The sequence below is a fragment of the Pandoraea sp. NE5 genome (genome assembly GCF_024363545.1).
Classification (GTDB): domain Bacteria; phylum Pseudomonadota; class Gammaproteobacteria; order Burkholderiales; family Burkholderiaceae; genus Pandoraea; species Pandoraea cepalis.
The window spans coordinates 745728-768298 of the sequence record NZ_AP025517.1 but is presented as its reverse complement, the minus strand read 5'-3'; the positions used below and the strand labels follow the sequence as shown (position 1 = coordinate 768298).

At 64.2% G+C, this 22571-nt stretch carries 18 protein-coding genes; 8 read left to right on the top strand and 10 right to left on the bottom strand.

Features of this window, described 5'->3' with window-relative positions; genetic code table 11:
* Window positions 1-80: 80 nt before the first annotated feature.
* Window positions 81-1187 carry an NADH:flavin oxidoreductase/NADH oxidase gene (locus PanNE5_RS03550; protein WP_017231498.1) on the top strand — a complete coding sequence of 369 codons (1107 nt, stop codon included), beginning with the start codon at window positions 81-83 and terminating at the stop codon, window positions 1185-1187.
* An 88-nt stretch (window positions 1188-1275) separates the two neighbouring features.
* Here PanNE5_RS03550 and PanNE5_RS03545 read toward each other — a convergent pair whose 3' ends face one another.
* From PanNE5_RS03545 to PanNE5_RS03535, 3 genes are all read right to left on the bottom strand, one after another.
* Window positions 1276-2526, bottom strand: coding sequence for an EAL domain-containing protein (locus tag PanNE5_RS03545; RefSeq protein WP_017231497.1), 1251 nt, complete (start codon window positions 2524-2526; stop codon window positions 1276-1278).
* Window positions 2527-2763: 237 nt separating this feature from the next.
* Window positions 2764-4092, bottom strand: a complete 1329-nt coding sequence (locus tag PanNE5_RS03540) for an MFS transporter (RefSeq protein ID WP_017231496.1) — start codon at window positions 4090-4092, stop codon at window positions 2764-2766.
* 43 nt (window positions 4093-4135) lie between these two features.
* Entirely contained in the window at window positions 4136-5806 is a 1671-nt protein-coding gene (locus PanNE5_RS03535) for a GMC family oxidoreductase (protein WP_261939246.1), read from the bottom strand.
* Window positions 5807-6147: 341 nt separating this feature from the next.
* On the opposite strand from PanNE5_RS03535, the gene PanNE5_RS03530 reads away from it, so the two are divergent.
* The gene (locus PanNE5_RS03530) at window positions 6148-7020 is read left to right on the top strand and encodes an IclR family transcriptional regulator (RefSeq protein WP_261939245.1); all 873 of its coding nucleotides are present in this window, start codon (window positions 6148-6150) and stop codon (window positions 7018-7020) included.
* Between the two features lie 4 nt (window positions 7021-7024).
* On the opposite strand, the gene PanNE5_RS03525 is transcribed toward PanNE5_RS03530, so the two are convergent.
* Window positions 7025-7813 (bottom strand): IclR family transcriptional regulator, encoded by a 789-nt coding sequence (locus PanNE5_RS03525; RefSeq protein ID WP_130024881.1) that lies wholly within the window; start codon window positions 7811-7813, stop codon window positions 7025-7027.
* Window positions 7814-8033: 220 nt separating this feature from the next.
* Between PanNE5_RS03525 and PanNE5_RS03520 the strand changes: the two genes are divergently transcribed.
* Both PanNE5_RS03520 and PanNE5_RS03515 read left to right on the top strand, forming a co-directional pair.
* Entirely contained in the window at window positions 8034-9020 is a 987-nt protein-coding gene (locus tag PanNE5_RS03520; RefSeq protein ID WP_261939244.1) for an AAA family ATPase, read from the top strand.
* Window positions 9017-10759, top strand: a complete 1743-nt coding sequence (locus PanNE5_RS03515) for a cobaltochelatase CobT-related protein (RefSeq protein ID WP_261939243.1) — start codon at window positions 9017-9019, stop codon at window positions 10757-10759. The genes PanNE5_RS03520 and PanNE5_RS03515 overlap by 4 nt, the downstream gene beginning before the upstream one ends.
* A 21-nt stretch (window positions 10760-10780) precedes the next feature.
* On the opposite strand, the gene PanNE5_RS03510 is transcribed toward PanNE5_RS03515, so the two are convergent.
* The 5 genes from PanNE5_RS03510 to PanNE5_RS03490 form a co-directional block, all read right to left on the bottom strand.
* Complete coding sequence (locus PanNE5_RS03510; RefSeq protein WP_017235480.1) at window positions 10781-11548, bottom strand: sulfite exporter TauE/SafE family protein; 768 nt, start codon at window positions 11546-11548, stop codon at window positions 10781-10783.
* On the bottom strand, window positions 11545-12585 hold the full coding sequence (gene pta / locus PanNE5_RS03505; RefSeq protein ID WP_017235481.1) for a phosphate acetyltransferase: 1041 nt from the start codon (window positions 12583-12585) through the stop codon (window positions 11545-11547). The genes PanNE5_RS03510 and pta overlap by 4 nt, the downstream gene beginning before the upstream one ends.
* A gap of 80 nt (window positions 12586-12665) precedes the next feature.
* Window positions 12666-14498: a sulfoacetaldehyde acetyltransferase gene (xsc, locus tag PanNE5_RS03500; RefSeq protein WP_017235482.1), complete on the bottom strand. Its 1833-nt coding sequence runs from the start codon at window positions 14496-14498 to the stop codon at window positions 12666-12668.
* 176 nt (window positions 14499-14674) lie between these two features.
* The gene (locus PanNE5_RS03495; RefSeq protein WP_017235483.1) at window positions 14675-15064 is read right to left on the bottom strand and encodes a nuclear transport factor 2 family protein; all 390 of its coding nucleotides are present in this window, start codon (window positions 15062-15064) and stop codon (window positions 14675-14677) included.
* Window positions 15065-15098: 34 nt separating this feature from the next.
* Window positions 15099-16532 carry an NAD(P)/FAD-dependent oxidoreductase gene (locus PanNE5_RS03490; RefSeq protein ID WP_017235484.1) on the bottom strand — a complete coding sequence of 478 codons (1434 nt, stop codon included), beginning with the start codon at window positions 16530-16532 and terminating at the stop codon, window positions 15099-15101.
* Window positions 16533-16832: 300 nt separating this feature from the next.
* Here PanNE5_RS03490 and PanNE5_RS03485 point away from each other — a divergent pair, with 300 nt between their 5' ends.
* The 4 genes from PanNE5_RS03485 (at window position 16833) to PanNE5_RS03470 (ending at window position 21243) form a co-directional block, all read left to right on the top strand.
* Complete coding sequence (locus PanNE5_RS03485) at window positions 16833-17033, top strand: DUF3311 domain-containing protein (RefSeq protein ID WP_026132274.1); 201 nt, start codon at window positions 16833-16835, stop codon at window positions 17031-17033.
* A gap of 108 nt (window positions 17034-17141) precedes the next feature.
* Window positions 17142-18563 carry a sodium:solute symporter gene (locus PanNE5_RS03480; RefSeq protein ID WP_150551648.1) on the top strand — a complete coding sequence of 474 codons (1422 nt, stop codon included), beginning with the start codon at window positions 17142-17144 and terminating at the stop codon, window positions 18561-18563.
* A complete protein-coding gene (locus PanNE5_RS03475; RefSeq protein ID WP_017235487.1) occupies window positions 18563-20230 on the top strand; it encodes an amidohydrolase in 1668 nt (555 codons plus the stop codon). Before PanNE5_RS03480 ends, PanNE5_RS03475 begins: the two co-directional genes overlap by 1 nt.
* Window positions 20231-20298: 68 nt before the next feature.
* Window positions 20299-21243: a CobW family GTP-binding protein gene (locus PanNE5_RS03470; RefSeq protein ID WP_261939796.1), complete on the top strand. Its 945-nt coding sequence runs from the start codon at window positions 20299-20301 to the stop codon at window positions 21241-21243.
* A gap of 36 nt (window positions 21244-21279) precedes the next feature.
* Here the strand turns inward: PanNE5_RS03470 and gabT are convergent, their stop codons facing one another.
* Window positions 21280-22563: a 4-aminobutyrate--2-oxoglutarate transaminase gene (gabT, locus tag PanNE5_RS03465; RefSeq protein ID WP_017235489.1), complete on the bottom strand. Its 1284-nt coding sequence runs from the start codon at window positions 22561-22563 to the stop codon at window positions 21280-21282.
* Window positions 22564-22571: the final 8 nt, after the last annotated feature.

Sequence of the window (22571 nt, the reverse complement as noted above, 5' to 3'; positions counted from 1 at the left end):
GCGAAACACCGACGTCCGTCATGTTCTTCAGCGACCGATGTCGTCCGTCAGCGCCGCTCCCCTGACTCCAAGAGAAACCCATGTCCGCCCTGTTTTCCCCGTTTGAATTGAAAAGCGTCAAGTTGCGCAACCGTGTGGCCATTCCGCCGATGTGCCAGTACAGCGCCGTCGACGGTCTCATCAACGACTGGCACCTCGCCCATTACGCCGGACTGGCGCGTGGCGGTGCCGGGTTGGTGATCGTCGAGGCGACCGCCGTCTCGCCCGAAGGCCGTATCTCCCCGGGATGCACCGGACTGTGGAACGACGCTCAGGCGCAAGGCATGGCGCGCATTGCCTCGGCCATCAAGGCGCACGGCGCGGTGCCCGGCATTCAGATCGCGCACGCCGGACGCAAGGCCAGCGCCAACCGCCCCTGGGAGGGCGACGACCACATCGGTGAAGACGATCCGCGCGGCTGGCCGACGATCTCGCCGTCGGCGGTCGCTTTCGGCGCGCATCTTGGCAAAGTGCCCACGGCGATGACGCTGGACGACATCGAACGCGTGAAAGCCGACTTCGTGGCGGCCGCACGCCGTGCGTTGGCGGCGGGCTTCGAATGGCTCGAGTTGCACTTCGCTCACGGCTATCTCGCGCAGAGCTTCTTCTCGGTGCATGCGAACCATCGCGACGATGCCTACGGCGGCGACGTCGCGGGACGCAGCCGTTTCTTGCTTGAGACGCTCGCCGCCGTGCGCGAGGTGTGGCCCGAGCATCTGCCGCTCACTGCGCGTTTCGGCGTGCTCGAATACGACGGCCGCGATGAAGAAACGCTGGCGGAATCGATTGACCTCACGCGGCAGATGCGTGAAGGCGGTCTCGATCTGCTCAACGTCAGCGTCGGTTTCTCGACACCCACCGCGAATATTCCCTGGGGCTCGGCGTTCCTCGCGCCGATCGCCGAGCGCGTCAAGAAAGAAGCGGGGATTGCCGTGGCGTCGTCGTGGAGTATCGACGACCCGCATGCGGCGCAGCGCGTGGTGGCCGACGGCCAGATGGATCTCGTGATGATTGGGCGCGCACTGCTCGCCAACCCGCACTGGCCGTATTACGCAGCGCGCGAACTGGATGTGGCGCGTCCGTCGTGGGTGTTGCCCGCCCCGTATGCGCACTGGCTTGAACGCTATCGCGTGCAACGCGCCGCCTGATCACGGCGACGCGCCATGAACAACGCCCCCGTGCATCGGAAGATGTCCGGGGGCGTTGGCATTTCAAGCGAGGTTCAAACGGTTGCCGTCACCAGTTGATATCGACGCAGAGCACATGCAGGCCTTGCTTGGCGGGCGTGGCGATGGAGGCGGTCACGCACAGGTGAGCCTCGTTGATCGAGAGATAGGGCGAGGTGAAGTGTACTTCGCCGGGCGCGCGCATGGCATCGATGAAATACGGTCGCCGTGCCCAGTTCGCCCCCTCCGAATGCAGCAGCGGACGGAAACGCTTGGCGCGCTGTGACGAATGGTTGTGCGGCAGCACGTTGTCGCCGATCTGGCGTCCGGCGGCATCGAGCAGGAAGCAGCGCGCGGCATCGGGCAGCGCGAGCAGGTCGTGTGTCGCGTGTCTGAGGTCCTGCCCCTGAGCCAAGTGGGCGGCGGCCGCCTCGATGCCCGCCACATACGGCGCAAGCCGCGCATGCTCGGCCCGCTCCCGCTCGACGAGTTGCGTGCGCAGCGCCGACGACAGCGCGTCCATGCGCTCGGCCGCGACCTTCGGCTGAACGGGGTCCACATCCGGCCCCGCGAAGTACAGCCCCTGCACGAAGTCGACGTTGCACTCCAGAGCGATGAGCGCTTCGCGATCCGTCGCGAGGCCGCCCATCATCACCAGTTGTCCCGATTCGTGCAACAGCGACACGAGCCCGGGCAGTACGCGTGCCAGATGCGATTGCTCGGTCGCCTGCGCCAGAATGCCGCGATCGAGCACCACGATGTCCGGGCGCAGATCCCACACCCGGTCGATGTTCGAATGCTTGGCCCCGAAGCCGCCCAGCGCGATCAGGAAGCCCGCCTTGCGCAGGCTGCCGACGATGGCGCCGAAACGCGGGGTGTCGCCGCCCGCCTGCTCGGGCACTTCGAGCACCACGCGTTGCGGCGACAGGCCGATGGCCTTGAGCGTGGCGATGAGTGCGTCGCCGTAGACAGTGTCCATCAGGGCGGCGGGGTGCAGGCTCAGGAAGAGCCACGCATCGCGGCCGTCGAATTCATGGAAGTTGCCCAGATGCAGCGATTCGGCCAGTCGGCCCAGTTCGAGCATGTCGCCGTGCCGCGCGGCCAGTGTAAAGACTTCGTGCGACGGGATGTGGCGACCTTGCGCGTCGTGCGCGCGCAGGGATGCGTGGTAGCCGATGGCGCGCCGGTGCGAGACCGAAAAAACCGGCTGGAAGACGCTGCAAATCGTGAAGTCGCCGTAGATGACGATGCGCCGGCCGTCTTCGGCCGCCGTCAAACGGGGCGGCAGCAAGCCGGGGGCGTCGAGATCGATCATGGTCATGGTAGGGACGGGCGCGGGGCAGCAGGGTTAAGTACAGGATAGATGAGCAAGAACCGTGCTCAAAGGCGCCCGGCGGCGCCGGCGCTATTGTCCCTGATTTTCCGCGATTTTTCGCCCGGGAGACGACGCATCGCACCAGCGTGCGTCGCCTTCGCACCAAACTGGGGCCTGGGCGTTAGGGCGCCCGGCATCGCGCCGCCGCCGGATGTCCGTCCCGGCGCGGCGGCGCTTGGCCCTTCAATGCTCGGTCACGCCGGCCCCGTGCCATACATTCTGGCGGCGCTGGCGGCTGCCGATCCACGCCGCGGACAGCGCGCTGATGAGGCCGGCGCTGAGTACGTAGATGCAGATCATCCACGGCTCCCCGCCATTCTTCTGCAACAGGTAGGTCGCGATGATCGGGCTCAGGCCGCTCGCGAAGATGCCCGAGAACTGGTAGACGAAAGAGATACCGGTGTAGCGGACCTTGGCGTCGAACAGTTCCGAGAAGAGGGCGGCTTCGGGTCCGTAAATCGAGGCGTAGATCACGCCCAGCGGAATCACGATGGACAGCCAGACGAGCATCACATTGCCGCCGCTCGCCTTCATCAGCCAGAACCCTGCGAACGACGACAGGCCGGTTGCGAGCGAGCCCCAGAAGTAGATACGCGTGCGACCGATACGATCCGACAGCTTGCCGAAGAACGGAATGGTGAAGATCATCACGAACGCGGCGGCCATCACGCCGGTGAGCGCTTCGGTCTGCGACAGCTTGAGCGTCTGCGTCAGGTAAGAGATCGAGAACACACCGAAGACGTTGAAGAACACGCCGTCGATGAAGCGCGCGCCCATGCCGGCCAGTACATTGCCCGGGCTGCGCATGAGGACTTCGGCAATCGGCATCTTGATCTCGGTGCCTGCCTTCTTGATCTTCGTGAACTCGGGCGTCTCCATCACGTTCAGGCGAATGTACATGCCGATGGCCACCAACCCCACCGAGAGGAAGAACGCTACGCGCCAGCCCCATGCCAGGAACTGGGCCGTGGTGAGGGTGTACGACAGCAGGGCAACCACGCCAGAGGCCAGGCACAGGCCGAGCGCGAGGCCCACCTGCGGAAGGCTGGCGTAGAAGCCGCGCTTCTCCTTGGGCGCATATTCGAATGCCATGAGCACCGCGCCGCCCCACTCGCCACCGAGCCCGATGCCTTGCAGCACCCGCAGCACGAGCAGCAACACCGGCGCCCACAGGCCGATTTGCGCGTACGTCGGCACCAGTCCGATGAGCATCGTGGCAATGCCCATGATGGTGAGTGTCATCACGAGCATGCTCTTGCGGCCGAGCTTGTCGCCGAAGTGCCCGAAGATCACGCCACCCAGCGGCCGGCTGAGAAAGCCCACGGCGAACGTGCCATAGGCGAGCATCGTCGAGACGAGGGGGTCACTGCCGGGAAAGTACAACTTGTTGAACACGATGCCGGCGACAACGCCGTACAGGAAAAAGTCGTACCACTCGATGGTGGCGCCGATAAGGCTGGCGACGACGACACGGCGCATCTGCCGGGCGTCGGTCTGCTTCGATGCATTCATGGTTGTCTCCGAATTTTGTAATGGTTGGGGCTGACGTGACTGGCTAAATGACGACGGCAACGCGTGCCGCTTCTGCTGGCGGCGCCTCGCTGCCGCGAATCTCCTGCATGCCCGACGCCTGCTTCCTGTCTTCGAGAATCATGTCGGCCGCTTTCTCGGCGATCATGATGGTCGGTGCATTCGTGTTGCCCGACACCAGCTCGGGCATGATCGACGCGTCCACGACGCGCAGCGCCGCAAGGCCGTGAACGCGCAGACGGTCGTCGACGACCGACATCGGGTCGTGACCCATCCGGCAAGTGCCCGCCGGGTGATAGATCGATTGGCTGAACTGGCGCGCGGCCTGAAGCAACTCGTCGTCGCTCTGATACTGCGCGCCCGGAATGAACTCGCTGATGATGTGCGGTGCGAGCGACGGGGCGGCGGCAATGCGGCGCGCCACCTTGATGCCGTCGATCACGACGCGATGGTCGCGCTCATCCGACAAATAGTTGGCGTGGATCGCCGGGTATTGCAGCGGATCGTTTGACCGGATCTCGACACTGCCCCGGCTGAACGGGCGCAATTGGCACACCGACGAAGTGAACGCCGAGAACCGGTGCGCACCCTTGCCCGGCTTGTCGGCCGAGAGCGGCTGCATGTGGAACTGGATGTCGGGACGCGTGAGCTCCGGGCGCGAGCGCGTGAAGATCGTCACCTGACTGGCGGCGAGCGTGAGCGGCCCCGTGCGGAACAACGCGTATTGCAGGCCGATGAGCGCCTTGCGCAGCGGGTTGTTGACCTCGTCGTTGAGGGTGCGCTCGCGGGTCTTGAAAACCAGGCGCACTTGCAGGTGGTCTTGCAGGTTCCGACCGACGCCCGGCAACGCATGCCGTAGCGCGACACCGGCCTTCGCCAGCACCGTTGTCGGACCGACCCCCGAGTTTTGCAGCAACTGCGGCGACCCGATCGCCCCGGCCGCGAGAATGACCTCGACGCGCGCACGTGCCTTCTTGCGCTCGCCGTTCTGCAGATACTCGACACCTACCGCACGCTTGCCTTCGAACAGCACGCGGCAGGTCTGCGCACGCGTCTCCACCACCAGGTTGCGACGCTCGCGCGCCGGCTTCAGAAAGCCCTTCGCCGTACTCCAGCGAAAGCCCCGGAACGCCGTCTGCTGGAAGTAACCGACACCTTCCTGCGTCGCGCCGTTGTAGTCCGCGTTGAATGGGATGCCGGTGTCGTTCGCGGCGGCGATGAAGTGTTCCGCGATCGGGCGGCGCAGGCGCAGATCAGACACCTTCAGCGGGCCGCCCACGCCGTGATACTCGTTGGCACCGTGCTCCTGATCTTCGGATTTGCGGAAGTACGGCAGCACGTCGGCATAGCGCCAGCCGCGATTGCCCAGTGCCGCCCAGTGATCGTAGTCTTCGCGCTGTCCGCGCACATAGAGCAGCCCGTTGAGCGAACTGGAGCCCCCCAGCACCTTGCCGCGCGGCCAGTCGATCTGACGATTGGCCACGTTGGCGTCGGCCTCGGTGCGATAGCACCAGTCGAGTTCGGGGTCGTGCATCGTCTTGAAATATCCAACCGGGATGTGAATCCACGGATTGCTATCGGGGCCGCCGGCCTCGAGCAGCAGCACCCGGTTTGCCGGGTCCGCGCTCAGGCGATTGGCGAGCACGCATCCGGCGGAGCCCGCACCGACGATCAGATAGTCGACCTCATGTTCCATACCACTTGTCTCCTGCCTCGCATCTGCTTCGAATTGGGTGAAACGATTTGTTTCGGATTGTTTCGATCCAATGTCGGCGAGCCGTACGTAAATGCCAAGCAAAAAACCGCGTGCGGCGGAAAACTGAAACGGATTTCGCGCTTGGCGTCTCAGAACGAGACGATTGCTGCAGCGCATCTGCGGGGTTTTACTAGGGGTTGGCGCGCGGACTCGATGCGTCGATCGACTGGGGTGCCGCGAGGTTTTTCAGACAGCCCCGGGGTTATCCCGAAGCGGATGATCGTCAAATAATTGGTATATTTTGTTTCTTTTATTGTGTTGATGGCGAGCAAGGAGGCGCAATGCGCGAGACGGTCACGCTGGAGGAGGGGGAGTTGCGCGCGAGCGACGAGGCGCGGAATCTGCGTGCGCTGGCCGTCATTGAACGATTGGCGATGGCCGGACAGCCCTACACGTTGTCGCAGCTCGCCACGCGTCTGTCGATTCCGAAGGCCACCCTCATGCGCCTGATCGAGGCGCTGGAGGTCTGCGGCTATGTCTCGCATGTGCCCGATTCGCGCGGATCGGAGCGAGGTCTGTCGTTGGGGCCGCGCGCGGCGCGACTGGCGCTGGTCACGCTGGCGAACAACAACTTCACACGTGCGGCACGCTCGTTGCTGCGCGCGTTGGTCGATCGTGTCGGCGAGACCGTCAACCTGACAGCGCTCGACGGCGACGAGATTCTTTACATCGAACGGGTGGAGACGAACGAGCCGTTGCGCATGCAGATGCATCCCGGCATGCGTGTGCCACTGCATTGCACGGCGAGCGGCAAGCTATTCCTGTCTCAGATGCCGGTGGCCGAACGGCGCGCCGTACTCTCGCGCCTGTCGCTCAAACGCATGACGCCGCGCACCATCACCGACGTGAGCCTGTTGGAGGCCGAGCTGGACCGGCTGGCCGCGCGCGGCATCGGCATCGATAACGAGGAATTCGTGCGCGGCATGGTGGCGGTGGGCGTGCCGGTGCGCGCGCTCGATGACGGCCACGTACGCGCGGTGCTCGCCGTGCATGGGCCGACGGCGAGAGTGACGCTGGAACAACTGCTGGCGCTGGCGCCCACGCTGCGCGAGACCGCGACGGCGCTCGCACCGCTGCTCGACTGGCAGCGGGCCGGCAAGGCGGAAGCGTTGGCGAAGCTGGCCGACGCCCGGGAGCAGCGCAGAGCGGTCTGACGTGTCAGAACGTCTTGGCGAGTTCCTTCGCGGCCTCCTGCAGGCGCGGCACGAACTCCATGGCCTTGGACAGCGACGTGCGCGAGACCGGGGCATGCACGGCCACGGCGGCAATGCACGTGCCGTCGTCCTTGAGCACGGGCGCGGCCACACAGGCGATGCCCAGCACGAACTCTTCGTTGTCGACGGCAATGCCCTTGTGCGCAATGCGGTCGAGTTCGCTTTCCAGCAGTTCGGGGTCGGTGAGCGTGTTCGGCGTGAAGCGTTGGAGCTTCATGGCGCGCAGGAGGGCGGCGCGTTGCTCGCGCGGCAGCATGGCCAGCATCAGCTTGCCGCTCGCACTGCTGTGCGCGGGTACGTGCGACCCCGGTTTGAGATCGAGACGCAGCGGCCACGGCGCTTCCATGCGGTCGAGATAGAGCACCTCGGTCTCGTGCAGCATCGTGAGGTTGCACGTCTCGCCCAGATCGGCCACGAGACGGCCAAGAATCGCATGGCGCATGCGTCGAGCACCCGCCTGCATCATCACGCCCAAGCTCAGTTGCGCGAGGCGCGGGCCAATCACGTAGGCGTTCTTCTGCCCCGGCTCGCGAATCACCAGGCCACCCGCTTCGAGTGAGCCGAGCATGCGGTGCAGCGAAGCTTTCGGCATCTGGATGTCGTGCGCCATGTCAGCGAGCGAGACCGGTGCGTCGGCCGCGACGAGATATTCGAGCAACGCAAACGCCCGCAGGGTCGGGGTATCCGCCTTGTTGTCTGCAGGAGAGTCGAGCTGAAGTGCTGCGTCGTTCATATGCGCCGTTCCGGAAAATGGATCAGCGGTATTGTACCCAAACGGGCCATCGAACGGATTGAACGGCATGGGCTGGGTTCCGATGCGTTTCGGTTGGTTCAAATGTAGATGAGCCATCAGGCGTCGTCAATCAGTATTTTTATTTTTCGGAACGAATTGTTTCTAAAAATGGTTAGCGTTATGATGCACCGAATTGGCTTTGGAACAGGAGAGGGACGTAATGGAGACCGCAACCCAACAACCGGATCGTCTGATCGATGCCCGCAGCGTATTCGGCATCGATACGGATCTGCAGGTGCCGGCGTTCGGCGAGCGCGATGACCATGTTCCCGAGATCGACACGGCTTACCGCTTCAACCCCGACGTCACGCTGGCGATTCTGGCCGGCTTCATGCGCAACCGGCGCGTGATGGTGCAGGGCATGCATGGCACCGGTAAATCCACGCACATCGAGCAGGTGGCGGCGCGGCTGAACTGGCCGTGCGTGCGAGTGAATCTCGACGGGCACATCAGCCGTCTCGACCTGGTGGGCAAGGACGCCATCGTTGTGCGCGACGGCCATCAGGTCACGGAGTTTCAGGAAGGCATCGTGCCGTGGGCGCTGCAACGCCCGGTCGCGTTGATCTTCGACGAATACGACGCCGGGCGTCCCGACGTGATGTTCGTGATTCAGCGCATTCTGGAGCGCGACGGCAAGTTCACGTTGCTCGACCAGAATCGCGTGATCCATCCGCATCCAGGCTTTCGCATGTTTGCCACGACGAACACCGTCGGTCTCGGCAACCTCAACGGCCTTTACCACGGCACACAGGTGCTCAATCACGCCCAGATCGACCGTTGGAATGTCGTGGCGACGCTCAACTATCTGTCGCGCGAGGACGAAGCGGGCATCGTGTTGGCGCGCGTGCCGGAACTGGACAACGGCGACGGGCGCACGCTCATCGACTCGATGGTGAGCGTGGCGGAACTCACGCGCAAGGGCTTCGCGACGGGCGATCTGTCCACGCTCATGTCGCCGCGCACGGTGATCAACTGGGCGGAGAACGTTGGAATCTTCCGCGATGCCGGGCTGGCCTTTCAGCTCACGTTCCTGAACAAGTGCGACGAGGCCGAGCGCGCCGTGGTGGCCGAGTATTATCAGCGCGCCTTCGGTTGCGAGTTGCCCACGAACGACGGCAGCCGGTCGCTGCTGGCCGATGCGTTATGACGATGTCCGAGCGCGAGGCGGCACGTCGCGCCGCGCGTGGCGAGGCGCTGTGCGCGGCGACGGTGCGCGCACTGACCGGCGACGCCGCGCTGCATTACAGCAGCGCGCGCCTGTGCCGGAACATGCGGCCGGTGCCGTTGCATGCCCCGCATCTGCAAACGCTGCCGGCACCCGCGGATCCGCTGACGACGCTGCGCGGTGCAGCCGACGGCGCGGCGCTGCGGTTGCGGCACAGCGATGCGGCGTTGCATCGCCGCCTGCAACCGGACGCACCACTCGAGCGGCTGCTCTTCGAGCTGATGGAGCAGTTGCGCTGCGAGACGTTCATCCCGGCGGGCATGCCCGGCGTGGCGAAGAATGTGCGCGATCGCTTCGAGGCTTGGTCGCGCGCGATGCACATCGCTGGCGTGGCCGACAGTCATGTCGGGCTGCTGCTCTATACCGTCGCCCAGATGGGCTGGTCGCGGCTCACCGGCTATCCGGTCATCGAGGACACGGAAGGTCTCATCGAAGCCACGCGAATGGCCATCGCGCCACAAATCGGCGGCGCCCTCGCGGGCATGCGCCGAACGTGTGCCGATCAGGCCGCCTTCGCCGTGTACGCGCGCGCGCTAGCCGCCGATATCGCGGGCCTGATTCGTGCCGCCGGCGCTGACCAGGCCGAGGGCGATGCCAAGGACGACGAGGACGAAAAAGGTGTGCGCAACGCGTTCTCGCTGTTTCTCGATATCGACGATCAGGAGGACGATGGCATCACGCTCGCGCATTCGGGCGATAGCCGCGTGCTCAAGGCGTCGGCGCAGGGCTACTGCGTATTCACCCAGCGTTACGACCGTGAGCTGTATGCCGGCACGCTCGTGCGCCGGGCGCTGCTGACGGAATTTCGCGAACGGCTCGACGAGCGCATCGTCGCGCAGGCGATCAACGTGCCGAGGCTTGCGCGCGCGCTCAAGGCGGCGCTGGCGGTGCCGCAGCGCGACGGCTGGTCGTTCGGCGAAGAGCACGGGCGTATCGACGGACGGCGGCTCGCGCAACTGGTCAGCTCGCCTGCCGAGCGGCGGCTGTTCCGGCTCGAAAAGCACACGTTGATTGCCGAGTCGATGGTGAGCTTGCTAATCGACTGTTCCGGGTCGATGAAGGCCCAGATCGAAGCGGTTGCGATGATTGTCGACGTCCTGTCGCGGGCGCTCGATGCGGCGGGCATCACCAACGAAATCCTCGGTTTCACCACCGGCGCATGGAACGGCGGACGCGCGCGCACCGATTGGCTCGCGCGCGGCAAGCCCAAGTTCCCGGGGCGTTTGAACGAAGTCTCGCATCTGATCTTCAAGGACGCCGTGACGAGTTGGCGCCGAGCCCGGTCCGACATCGCGTCGCTGTTCAAGGCCGATCTGTTCCGCGAGGGCGTCGATGGCGAGGCCGTCGAGTGGGCGTGCGAGCGGTTGCGCTCGCGCAGCGTCAACCGACGCCTGTTGATCGTGATTTCCGACGGCAGTCCGATGGACGCCGCCACCAACCAGGCCAACGACGACCACTATCTCGACCATCACCTGCGCGAAGTCGTGGCGCAACAGCAGGCGCTCGGCGATGTGGAAGTGCTCGGGCTCGGCGTGGGTCTCGATCTCAGCCCGTATTACCGGAACTCGCTGGCGCTGGACCTGACGTCGCCGCCCGACATGACGATGCTCTCGCGACTCGTCGACTGGATCGGCACCGGTGGTCGTCGCGCACACACTTAACCGCCGCCCGCGTTGTCGTCCCTAAGCCATTTCCATCAACGCGCTCACCATCAAATGGGTGCCCAACAGGATCAACGTGAGAAAGGCGAGACGCCGTGTTGTCACGCTCGAGAGCGGAGGCGGATAACGGCGTGCGAACAGGGTGGCGAACGTCACGACCGGTAGCGCGACGGCCGCCTGCCAGATCATCGACGCGGGCAACTGTCCCGCGAAGGCACTGTAGAGCGTGCGGATCGACGCCGTGACGGCGAACAACAGAATCAACGCACAACGAATCTGCACCAGGGTGAGCGGCTGGCGATAGAAATAGAAGATCAGCGGCGGCCCGGAAATGCCGAACATCCCACTGAGCAATCCGCCGAAGATGCCGCTGAGGAAGAACCCCGTGTCGCCGGAGCGCTCGGTCTTCGGCGCGGGGCGCAGCGCCGAGCCAATACCTCCGTACAGCACGACCGCGCCGAGCAGCAGATGCAGCGCGTTCGACGCGGTGCCGTTCAGGTAATCGAAGAGCAACACGCCGACAACGACCGATGGCAGGATGCCCAGGGTCGCCGCGCCTACCGCCCGCCAGTCGATGTGATGCAGCGTGCCCGGCAGCGCAAGGGCGCTGTTTATCAGCGTGACCAGACTCACCAGAATGGCCACGCTCGCCACCGGCGCCAGCCCGAACCCGCTGGCGCCGCCCAGAACGATCATGCCCAGCCCGAAGCCCGTGACCGTCTGGAAATACGTGGCGAAGCCCAGCAACAGCATCAACGGCAGGTAGGCCGCAATGGCGTGAAGCGTCATGGCCGGGTGGCGAGCGGCGAGGTTCCGGTGAGCTTGGCCTGGGCGGCCTGCGCCTGCACGCAGGTCACGCCGATCACGTAATAGATATCGTCGGCGCTGCAGCCGCGCGACAGGTCGTTGGCCGGCCGGTTCAGCCCTTGCAGGAGCGGGCCGATGGCTTTCGCTCCGCCGATGCGTTCCGCGAGCTTGTAGCCGATATTGCCCGCGTCGAGATTCGGGAAGATGAGCGTATTGGCATGGCCCTCGACTTGCGAGTGCACGACCTTGCGCTGGGCAATCTCGGCGACGATGGCCGCATCGAGCTGGACGTCGCCATCGATGGCCAGGTCCGGCCGCGCCGCTTGTACGAGATGGGTCGCCTGGACCACCTTGTCGACGGCCGCATGCTTCGCGCTGCCGCTGGTCGAGAACGACAGCATCGCCACGCGCGGTGGCTCCATGAGCAGGGCGCTGGCACTGTCGGCGGCGGCCAGTGCAATCTGCGCGAGCTGGGCGGCGTCGGGATCGACGACCAGGGCGCAGTCGGAAAAGATCAGGCCGCCCTTCATCGTATGGAACGGCTCGCAGAGCATCATCAGGAAGAAGCTCGACACGAGTTGGAACGACGGCTGCACCCCGATGATCTGTATCGCCATGCGCACCACGTCGGCCGTGGTGTTGACCGCGCCGGCGACGGAGCCGTCGGCGTGGCCGAGCCGCACCATCATGTTGGCGAAGCCCAGCGGCGCGCGCATTTCCTCGACGGCTTGCTCGCGCGTCATGCCCTTTTTGGCGCGCATGCCGTACCAGGTCTCGGCGAAGGCATCGGTCAGCGGCGACGTGGCCGGATCGATCAGTTCCATGCCGGCCAGGTCGATGTGCGCCGCCTCGGCCGCTCGTTGTGTCTTGCCGATGTCACCAACGAGCAAGATGCGGGCGATGCCCTCGCGCGTGGCCCGTGCGGCGGCGGCGAGCACCCGCTCGTCTTCCGATTCGCACAGCACGATGCGCATCGGTGCGTGGCGCGCCGTGTCGATAATGCGATGGATGGCTTTCATGATGTCGATGTCAAAAAAAAGAAAGCGCCCCCGGCACCCACAGAGCCGGGAGCGCTGTCACACGAACGACCTCGACGACGTTAGACGTAGTCCTTGTACTTGTCGAGCATGCGCACCGGCTTGGCCAGCGCGTCGCGACGGAACGGGTCGCCCAGCTCGCGGGTACACATGATTTCGATGATCGTCGTCTTGCCGTGGTTCATCTGCAGGTCGATGGCCTTCTTGAGCGCCGGACCCACGTCTTCCAGACGATCGACCACGATGCCCTCCGCGCCCATCGCGCGGGCGATGTTGGCAAAGCTCGGGCTATCGAGTTCGCCCGCCACGAAGCGGCGGTTGTAGAAGTCGACCTGGTTCTTCTTCTCCGCACCCCACTGACGGTTGTGGAAGACCACGGCCGTGACCGGAATGTTGTGACGCACGCAGGTGAGCGTTTCCATCAGGCTCATGCCCCAGGCGCCGTCGCCGGCATACGAAATGGCCGGACGGTGCGGCGCGGCAACCTTCGCGCCGATGATCGTCGGGAACGCGTAGCCGCAATTGCCCCAACTCATGGCCGCGAAGAAGCTGCGCGGCTTGTTGAAGCGCAGGTAGCTGTTCGCCACCGAGTTGATGTTGCCGATGTCGGTCGACACCATGACGTCTTCCGGCATGGCCTTTTCCAGCTCGCGCAACACCTGACGCGGATGCAGATACTCGCCGCCGTTGAACGTGCGCTCTTGCTTCTGCTCTTCGATCATGTCGAGGCTGTACGGATCGCGTTCGTGAGTCCACTCGTCGAGTTCCTTCTCCCACGCGGCCTTCTCCGTGGCGATCTGGTCGGCGCGGGCGGCACGCGTGGCATCGCACGCGAGGGTGCGCTCGGCCAGACGCTGCGACAGCGCAATGGCGGCAGCCTTCGCATCGCCGCAGATACCGACCGAGATCTTCTTCACGAGGCCGAGCATCTTGTGATCGGCATCGATCTGGATGATCTTCGCGTTCTTCGGCCAGTAGTCCATGCCGTGCTGCGGCAGCGTGCCGAACGGTCCGAGGCGCGAGCCGAGCGCCACGACCACGTCGGCCTGCGCCAGCAGCTTCATGGCGGCCTTCGAGCCCTGATAGCCGAGCGGGCCGCACCACAGCGGATGGTTGGCCGGGAACGAATCGTTATGCAGATAGCTGTTCACGACCGGCGCGCCCAGACGTTCGGCGAGCGCCTTGCACTCTTCGATGGCGTCGCCCATGACCACGCCGCCGCCCGAGATGATGACCGGGAACTTGGCTTGCGCGAGCAGTTCGGCCGCTTCGTTCAGGCGCTCGTCGCCGCCTGCGCCACGATCGAGACGTTGCGGACGCGGAATCTCGGCCTTGATCTGGCCGTAGAAATAGTCACGCGGAATATTGAGTTGCGTCGGGCCCATTTCGGCCATCGCGCGGTCGAAGCAGCGGCCGGTGAATTCGGCCATGCGGGCCGGGTGGGTCACGTGGCCCTGGTACTTCGTGAATTCCTGGAACATCGGGAGCTGCTTGGCTTCCTGGAAGCCGCCGAGGCCAATGCCCATCGTGCCGGCTTCAGGCGTGACGATCACGACCGGGCTGTGTGCCCAGTAAGCGGCGGCAATCGCCGTCACGCAGTTGCTGATGCCCGGGCCGTTCTGTCCGATCACGACACCGTGACGGCCCGAGACGCGAGCGTAGCCGTCGGCCATGTGGCCGGCGCCTTGCTCATGCACCACCGGAATCAGACGAATGCCGGCCGGCGCGAAGATGTCCATCGCATCCATGAAGGCCGAGCCCATGATGCCGAACATCTCGCTCACACCGTTGGCGACCATTGTTTCGACGAAGGCTTCAGACGGCGTCATGGCCTGCGGGCCACCGTCGGAGGCGGTCAGTTGTTGGGTGGCCGTAGCCGAATCTTTGGCGCTCATGGATGTCTCCAGTGAAAAATAAACGGAACAAATAATTCCGATTTAGTTGTGTAAGTGGAAATTTAGGCGAAGTATCTACCGTGGTCAATCAGTATTTTTATTATTTGGTACGTTTTGTATTGAAAAATGAGATTAACGACGACAGGGCCATGGATCCACGAGATGTCGGGGGCGTCTTAGAGCGCAGGGCGGTCTTTGCGGAAGGCGTTTTTCACTTCGATCTTGCCGTCGCGCAGGGTGAAGACGTCGACCATGCGGGCCTCGACGCGGGTGCCATCGGCTTTCGTGCCACGAAACGTCGATTCGGACACGCCGCGATTGCCGGTGACGAAATGCACGCCCTCGGTCCACGATGCGTCGGGGAAGGTCTCCCACGCGGACTGGAACGCGGTGCGCACGGCGTCACGGCCTTCGAAGGTGCGGCCCATCATGTCAGGGCCGGCGACGGCGTGGAACACGCAGGTATCGGTCATGCAGGCCATGAGGGCGTCGATGTCGTGCCGGTTCCAGGCGTCATTGAAGGTCGTGAGCAACTGGATGTCGGTGGAGTCGTGTTGAGTCGTCATGGCAAATTCCAGAAAAGGCAAAGAGGCAAAGGGTTCAACGCGCTTCGTCTTGCGCGTGATACTTCTGATAGAGGAAGCGCTGGCCGATGCGGCGGAACGGCGCGAAGCCCTGCCACTGCACGGCGCCGAACACGTTCGGGTATTGGAGGGCCGAGTCGTAGATCGGCAGGTTCCACGACGGATCGCGCTCTCCGGCAATGCGTTGTGCGAGGCGGCGACCGGCATGCGCGGAGAACGACACACCGTTGCCGCCGTAACCCACTGCATAGAAGAGGCTTTGTCGCGGATCGGGCTGTGTCACGCGCGGCATCATGTCGTGGCTCACGTCGACCCAGCCCCACCACGAATAGTCGATGCGAATGCCGCGCAGCGCCGGAAACTTGCGGTGCAGGCCTTCGACGAGCACCGCCATGTGCTTCGGATTCTGTGCGTCGGCACCGGTGATCGAGCTGCGGCTGCCGATCTGCACGCGGTTGTCGGGCAGCAGACGGTAGTAGTAGCGCAGCGTGCGCGTATCGGTAATGACTTCGTGGGTGCGGAAGTTCGTCGCGGCGAGTTCGTCGGGCGTGAGCACGCGCGTCACCAGCGAGTTCGACAGAATCGGCATGATCTTGGCGCGCAGGGCCTTCGTCACGTCGTTGCGCGTGTAGCCGCCAGTCGCGAAGGCGACGGCTTTGGCGCGCACCACCCCGCGCGGCGTGCGCACGTGATGCACACCGTTGATCGTCTGCACATCCAGCACGGGTGTGGACGGATGCACGCGAGCGCCGAGGGCGCGGGCCATGCGCAGATAGCCGAACGCGAGCTTGAGCGGGTGCACGCCGATGCCGTCGGGCTCGTGCATCGCGCCGCAGTTTTCCTGGTCGTCGACATACTGCTCGCGAACGTCGTCGCGCGAGAGGATGCGCGTGTCGTAACCGAAAACGTCGTGCATGACCTTGGCTTCGTTGCGCAGGAATTCCATCTTGCGATCGCGGTGCGCGATGTAGAGATGGCCGCCCGGTTGAGGCTCGCACTCGGGCACTTCGGCGATGAGCGACTTGAACGTATTGAAGCCCTCGCGAATTTCGGCATCGAGACGCAGGGCCGTTTCCTTGCCCCAACGCGCGATCCATTGCGAGCGATAGAGTCGTCCGCTGGCGTTTTGTCCCTGGCCGCCGTTGCGGCTGGTACAGCCCCAGCATGTGCGGTTCGCTTCGAGCACCATGGCGCGAATGCCGTGCTCGCGAGCGAGGAACAGCGCGGTCGCCAGACCGGTGAAACCGGCACCGACGATGACCACGTCGACATCGGCATCGCCGGGCAGCGGGCCGTCATCTTCGGGCGCATCGCCCGCGGTGGCGACCCAGTAAGTGGGCGCGTAGTCCATGCCGAGGCCAGGGCTGGCCGAGACTAGCGGATCGTAGAGGGGATCGTATGGCGCAGCTTCGGAGCGACGATCCAGCGCGAAGGTTTCAATCGTACCCACGGTAGGCTCCTGACGGAAATGTGACCATACTGCCAAGAACATTTTGCCGCGATTAGTACCACCGCCGCTTTGTGATGGTGCCAGTGAAAAGCGGCACCGTTGCAGCGTTTTCGCGGGTCGGTGAGCGCCTCTCTGGCACCACATTTTTGTCTCATGTGGCTCTAAACGGCGCGAATTTTGGCTGTGGATACTGGGCCAGAAAACCGGCCTCTGATCGTCATTCGGCGATGCGGGCCACGTGTGCGCCGCAGTGGCCGGTGCACACAAGCCGATCAACGCCTCGCGCAGCGGAGAGAGATGATGCTCAGATGGTTCATTGGTCTTGGATTGCCGTATCTCGGTGTCGTGGGAATGCTGCCGTGGGCGGCGTCCGTCGATCGCTACGTGCTCGGGGTGCCGTTCATTTACGGCTGGATTTTCCTGTGGTTCGTGCTCACGTCCGGCTGCCTTGCGCTGTGCTGGGCGCTCTTCGACCGACATACCGTCGAGGAACCGGCGTAACGGCCGTTTCCCCTTAGTGCCTGGCGGCCGGCGTGTTTTGCCGTCGTGCCCAGCTCGCGCAGACAGCGCGACCAGCGCTTCATTAACGAATCCCCGGAGATTGCGTCGATGGCAACCCTCATCTTTGCCGGCTTCATCCTGTTGTCGGTTTATCTCGCCTTGCGAGCGCGCGGAGGACGCGGCCCGCAAAGCGTGCACGATTTTTTCGTGGCGTCACGCCAGTTCGGCGCGTGGCTCGTGTTCTTCCTCGCGGCCGGCGAGATCTACAGCATTGGCACGATGGTCGGCTTTCCCGGCGGCATTTACGCCAAGGGGCCGACGTATGGCGTTTGGTTTCTCGGCTACATCCTGCTGGCCTATCCGGTCGGGTATTTCCTCGGCCCGAAGATCTGGGATGCGGGCAAACGCTACAACGCGATCACACTGCCCGATCTGTTCAAGGGGCACTTTCAAAATCGCTTTCTCGAACTCGTGGTGGCGGTGACCGCCATCGTCTTCCTGTTGCCTTGGGGCCAGTTGCAGTTCACCGGTCTGGTGGCGGCGCTCAAGGGGCTGGGGTGGAACTTCCAGCCGCTGTGGCTCATCGCTTTTTCGGCGATGCTGGCCTTCATCTACATCGCCATTGCAGGCGTGCGCGCGTCGGCCTATATCGCCGTTCTCAAGGACGTGCTGATGGTGGCCGCCATCGTCATCACCGGGGTGGCCGTGGCGTGGGAAGTGGGCGTGACGCCGGTGTTCCAGGCCGCGAGCCAGCACGTGAGCAACGCGATGAGCACGCAACAGCTCACGTTCGCCATGACGACCATCGTCTTCCAGTCGCTCGGCATGTACGTCATGCCATTTGGCGTGCAGAACTTCTTCACGGCGAAAAGTGCCTCGACGATTCGCCGCACGCAGGTCGCCATGCCGCTGTACATGCTGATGTATCCGTTCCTCGTGCTGGCGTCGTATTACGCGATCAGCCGGAACATCACACTGGCGTCGCCGAACGAGGCGTTCTTCGCCGCCGTGACGCAATTGCTGCCGTCGTGGCTGGTCGGGCTCGTGGCGGCAGGCGCGGCGTTGTCGGGGTTGCTCGTGCTCGCGGGGATTTGCCTCGCACTGGGCCCCATCGTCACGCGAAACATTCTGTCGGGCATGCCTGAGCATCGTCAGAAAGCCAGCTCGAAGGTCGTGATCGTGCTGTATCTGCTGGGCTCCATCGTACTTACGCTGCTCACGCCGAACCTCATGCTGACGCTGATCAATATGGCCTATTACGGGGTGACGCAGTTCCTGCCGGGCGTGATCGCCGTGGTCCTGCGACTGCGTGTCCGGGCGTCAGCGGTCGCGGCCGGCGTGCTGGCCGGTCAGGGGCTGGCGCTCGTGCTTTACTTCAAGAATCCGGACCTTGGCGGCGTGAACCTCGGGCTGATCTGCCTGGTCGTCAACATCGTGGTGATGTCGGTGCTCAACTTGCTGCTTGGCGGCAGTCGCGAGCGTTCGATGGACACGGGGGTCGGCTCGCTTTCCACCTACAAGAAGTCGTGATGACAGACAGAGACAACACCGCAGCCAGCCGCGACGACATTCGCGTCTACGTCGCCCGCAAGATCCTGACGATGAACCCGGCGCAACCGGTTGCGACGCACGTGGCCGTGTGCGACGGCCGCATCCTGGCCGTCGGCGATTTGCAGGACATGCGGCGCTGGACCGACGCGGCACCGATCGACACATTGCGCGACAAGGTGTTGATGCCCGGACTGGTGGAGGGGCACTGCCACCTCATGGAGGGCGCGATGTGGGATGCCGTCTACGTGGGTTACTACGACCGGCGCGGCCCCGATGGACACTTGTGGGAAGGGTTGAAGTCGCCGGCCGCCGTGCTGGAGCGCCTGCGCGAGGCTGAGCAACGCATGACCGGCGACCCCAAGCCGTTGCTGGCCTGGGGCTACGACCCGATCTTCTTCGAGGGCGCGCCGCTCGTCGCGCGCGACCTCGATGCCGTGTCCGCCACCCGGCCCATTGCGATCCTGCATGCCAGTGTGCATCTGATGAATGTGAATTCGGCAATGCTCGCGCTGGCGGGCATCGACGGCGACACCGATGTCGAAGGCGTCGTCATGGGCGCTGACGGCGAGCCGACCGGTGAATTGCAGGAGTTCGCGGCGATGTTTCCGGTGTATCGGGTCATTGGGGAAGGACTATCGATTGCCGCGAGCGAGAGTGTTCGCGCGATCTGGAATTTCGGACGCGTTGCGCAGCTCGCCGGGGTGACGACGGCCACCGACCTCGTCAACGACTTGACGCCGTCGGGCAATGCGAATCTTCGCGAGGTGACAGGTGACCCGACATATCCGATCCGCATCGTGCCGGCGTTTGCGCCGCAGCGCTGCCCGGAAGGGGGGCCGCAACGCGTGTTGAGCGCGCGTGAGGGCAACACGGACAAGCTTCATTACGGGCCGGTCAAATTCATTGTCGACGGCTCGATTCAAGGCTTTACGGCGCGGCTGCGCTGGCCGGGATACCACAATGGCAAGCCCAACGGGCTCTGGCTGATTCCACCGTCGCAACTGGTCGAGACGTTCATGCCGTTCCACGCGGCTGGCCTGCAATTGCATATTCATACGAATGGCGACGAGGCGACCGACGTCGTGCTTGATGCGATCGAGGCGATGCTGGCGCTGCATCCGCGTGTCGATCATCGCCACACGTTGCAGCACTGCCAGATGGCCGATGCCGCGCAACTCACGCGAGCGCAGCGGCTCGGCATGTGTGTGAACTTCTTCGCGAACCACGTCTACTACTGGGGCGACGCACACTATCACCAAACGATGGGCCCGGATCGCGCCAATCGGATGGATGCCGCCGAGGTCGCCCGTCAGATCGGCCTGCCGTTCGCCTTGCATTCGGATGCGCCGATCACCCAGCTCAATCCGCTGTTCACCGCGTGGTGCGCGGCCAAACGGGAGACGTCGTCGGGACGCGTGCTGGGCGAGTCGCTGCGCTTGCCGGTGGCGGATGCCTTGCACGCGATCACGTTGGGTGCCGCGTTCTCGTTGGGAATGGATCATTTGGTCGGGAGTGTCGAAGTCGGCAAGTACGCCGACTTTGCCGTCCTTGAGGCGGATCCGTTCGAGGTGCCCGTCGACGATCTGCGACAGATGCCGGTGTGGGGCACGGTGCTCGGGGGCGAGGTGTTCCGCGCCCCGGCGTGACGACGATGCAAGGCAGTCAACCCCTCGCACCCGCAGCGGTCGCTGCGGCGCCCAGGCCTCCGATCCCGATGGTCGTCCTGGGCGGCTATCTCGGTGCGGGCAAGACCACGCTTGTCAACGCGCTGCTGCAAAATGCCGAGGGGTTGCGCGTTACCGTGCTCGTCAACGACTTCGGTTCGATCAATGTCGACGCGTCGCTCATTCGTGAGCGAGGCGACGACGTGATCGGACTTGAGAACGGCTGTGTGTGCTGCACCATTGGCGGACGCCTGGTCGAGACGCTGATCTCGCTGGGCGAGCGCGCGCAGCGGCCCGACTTGCTCGTGATTGAGGCGAGCGGTGTGTCCGATCCGCTGCGCATCGCGCAGGTGGGGTTGCTCGACAAGGCATTCCGCCTGCATGGCATTGTGGTGGCGGTAGACGTCGATGGCATTGACGCCGTACTGGACGATCGCTATGTCGGCGACATCGTCCGGCGTCAGATTGCGGCGGCCAGCACGCTCGTGCTGACCAAGACCGATCTGGTGAGCGACGCCAGGTTGCAGGCCGTCAGAGAGCGACTGGCATCGCTGGGGGCAACGCAGGTCGTTGTCACCGCGAACCAGGGCGTCGTGCCACCCGCCATTCTCTTTCCCGATGACGTGATGACCTTGCCCGGGTTGCTGAGCCCGCGCCCGATGGAGTCGGCATCACGCGCGTTGCCGCGTGGACTGCGCAGTTTCAGCGTCGCGACCGGTGGCGTGTTCGACCGGTCGCGACTGAAAGCGGCGCTGGCCCTGTTGGGCGACAAACTGCTGCGCGCGAAGGGCTTCGTGGCGCTGCAGGCCGGTCAGATGAGCGAGCTGCATGTCGTCGGGCGTCGTTCGATGCTCACACGTCGCTCGGATCTGCCTGCCGCGTCGTCGGTCATCGTGTTCATCGGCATTGTTTCGGACGAAGACGAGCGTCGGCTCACGCAGGCGCTCGAAGCCGCCATGCTTCGAGGCGCGTGCGACGACGAGGCTATGCGATAGGCGGCGTGAATTGCTGCGCGTGAAAACGAGGCACGCTCAGACCGTTACGTCGCTAAGTTCGAGCAAGGCTGTCTCCAGAATGCCGAGAGCTTCGTCGAACACCGCTTGTTCTATGGTCAGCGGAAACAGGAAGCGAATCACGTTGCCATGGGCACCGCAACTCAGCAGCAGCAGGCCCTGTTCCAGTGCGCGGGCCTGGATCCGTTTCACGACTTCCGGTGCCGGCGCTCCGGTTTGGGGATCGTGGAATTCCGCCGCTACCATTGCGCCCGGTCCGCGCACTTCGACAAGCTGCGGCACCGAAGCCTGTAGCTTGCGCAGGCGCGCCTTCAACTGGTTGCCTAAGGTCTCGGCGCGCGATGAAAGCTGCTCTTCCTCGATCACATCCAGTACCGCATGCGCTGCCGCAACGGCCAGCGGATTCCCCGCATATGTCCCGCCCAGCCCCCCCGGCGCGGCTGCATCCATGATCTCCGTGCGACCGACGACTGCCGACAGTGGCATGCCGCCTGCCAAACTCTTGGCTACGGTCATCAGGTCGGGTATCACGTCGTAGTGTTGCATCGCGAAAAGCTTGCCTGTACGAGAAAAGCCGCTTTGCACCTCGTCCGCGATCAGCAGGATGCCGTGCTGCGTGCATAACGCGCGCAAGGCACGCACGAACTCCGGCGGCGCCTGGTAGAAGCCACCTTCGCCCTGCACCGGCTCGAAGATGATCGCGGCTACCCGCTGCGGGTCGATGTCGCTCTTGAACAGCTGTTCGATCGCCGCGAGGCTCTGCGCCGAGTCGATCTCGTGCAGTGCCGATGGGAACGGCACGTGGTACACCTCGCCAGGGAACGGCCCGAAACCCTTCTTGTATGGCTCGACCTTGCCCGTCAGCGCCATGGTCATCATTGTCCGACCGTGGAATGCCCCGCCGAATGCGATCACCCCCGTACGTCCCGTGGCGGCACGTGCGATCTTGATCGCGTTTTCGACAGCCTCGGCGCCGGTGGTGAAGAAGGCGGTCTTCTTCGAATGGTCACCCGGCGTGCAGGCATTCAAGCGCTCGGCCAACGTCACATACGATTCATACGGCACGATCTGGTATGCCGTGTGCGTGAAGCGATCCAGTTGTTCGCGAATCGCCGCTACGATCTTGGGGTGACGATGCCCTGTGTTGAGCACAGCGATGCCGCTGGCGAAGTCGATGAAACGCCGTCCTTCGACATCCCAGAGCTCGGCATTTTTCGCTCGTTCCGCATAGAAATCGCACATGACTCCGATCCCGCGCGGGGTGGCGGCATTTTTGCGCGCGTGAAATTCCGCATTCAACATTTCGACTC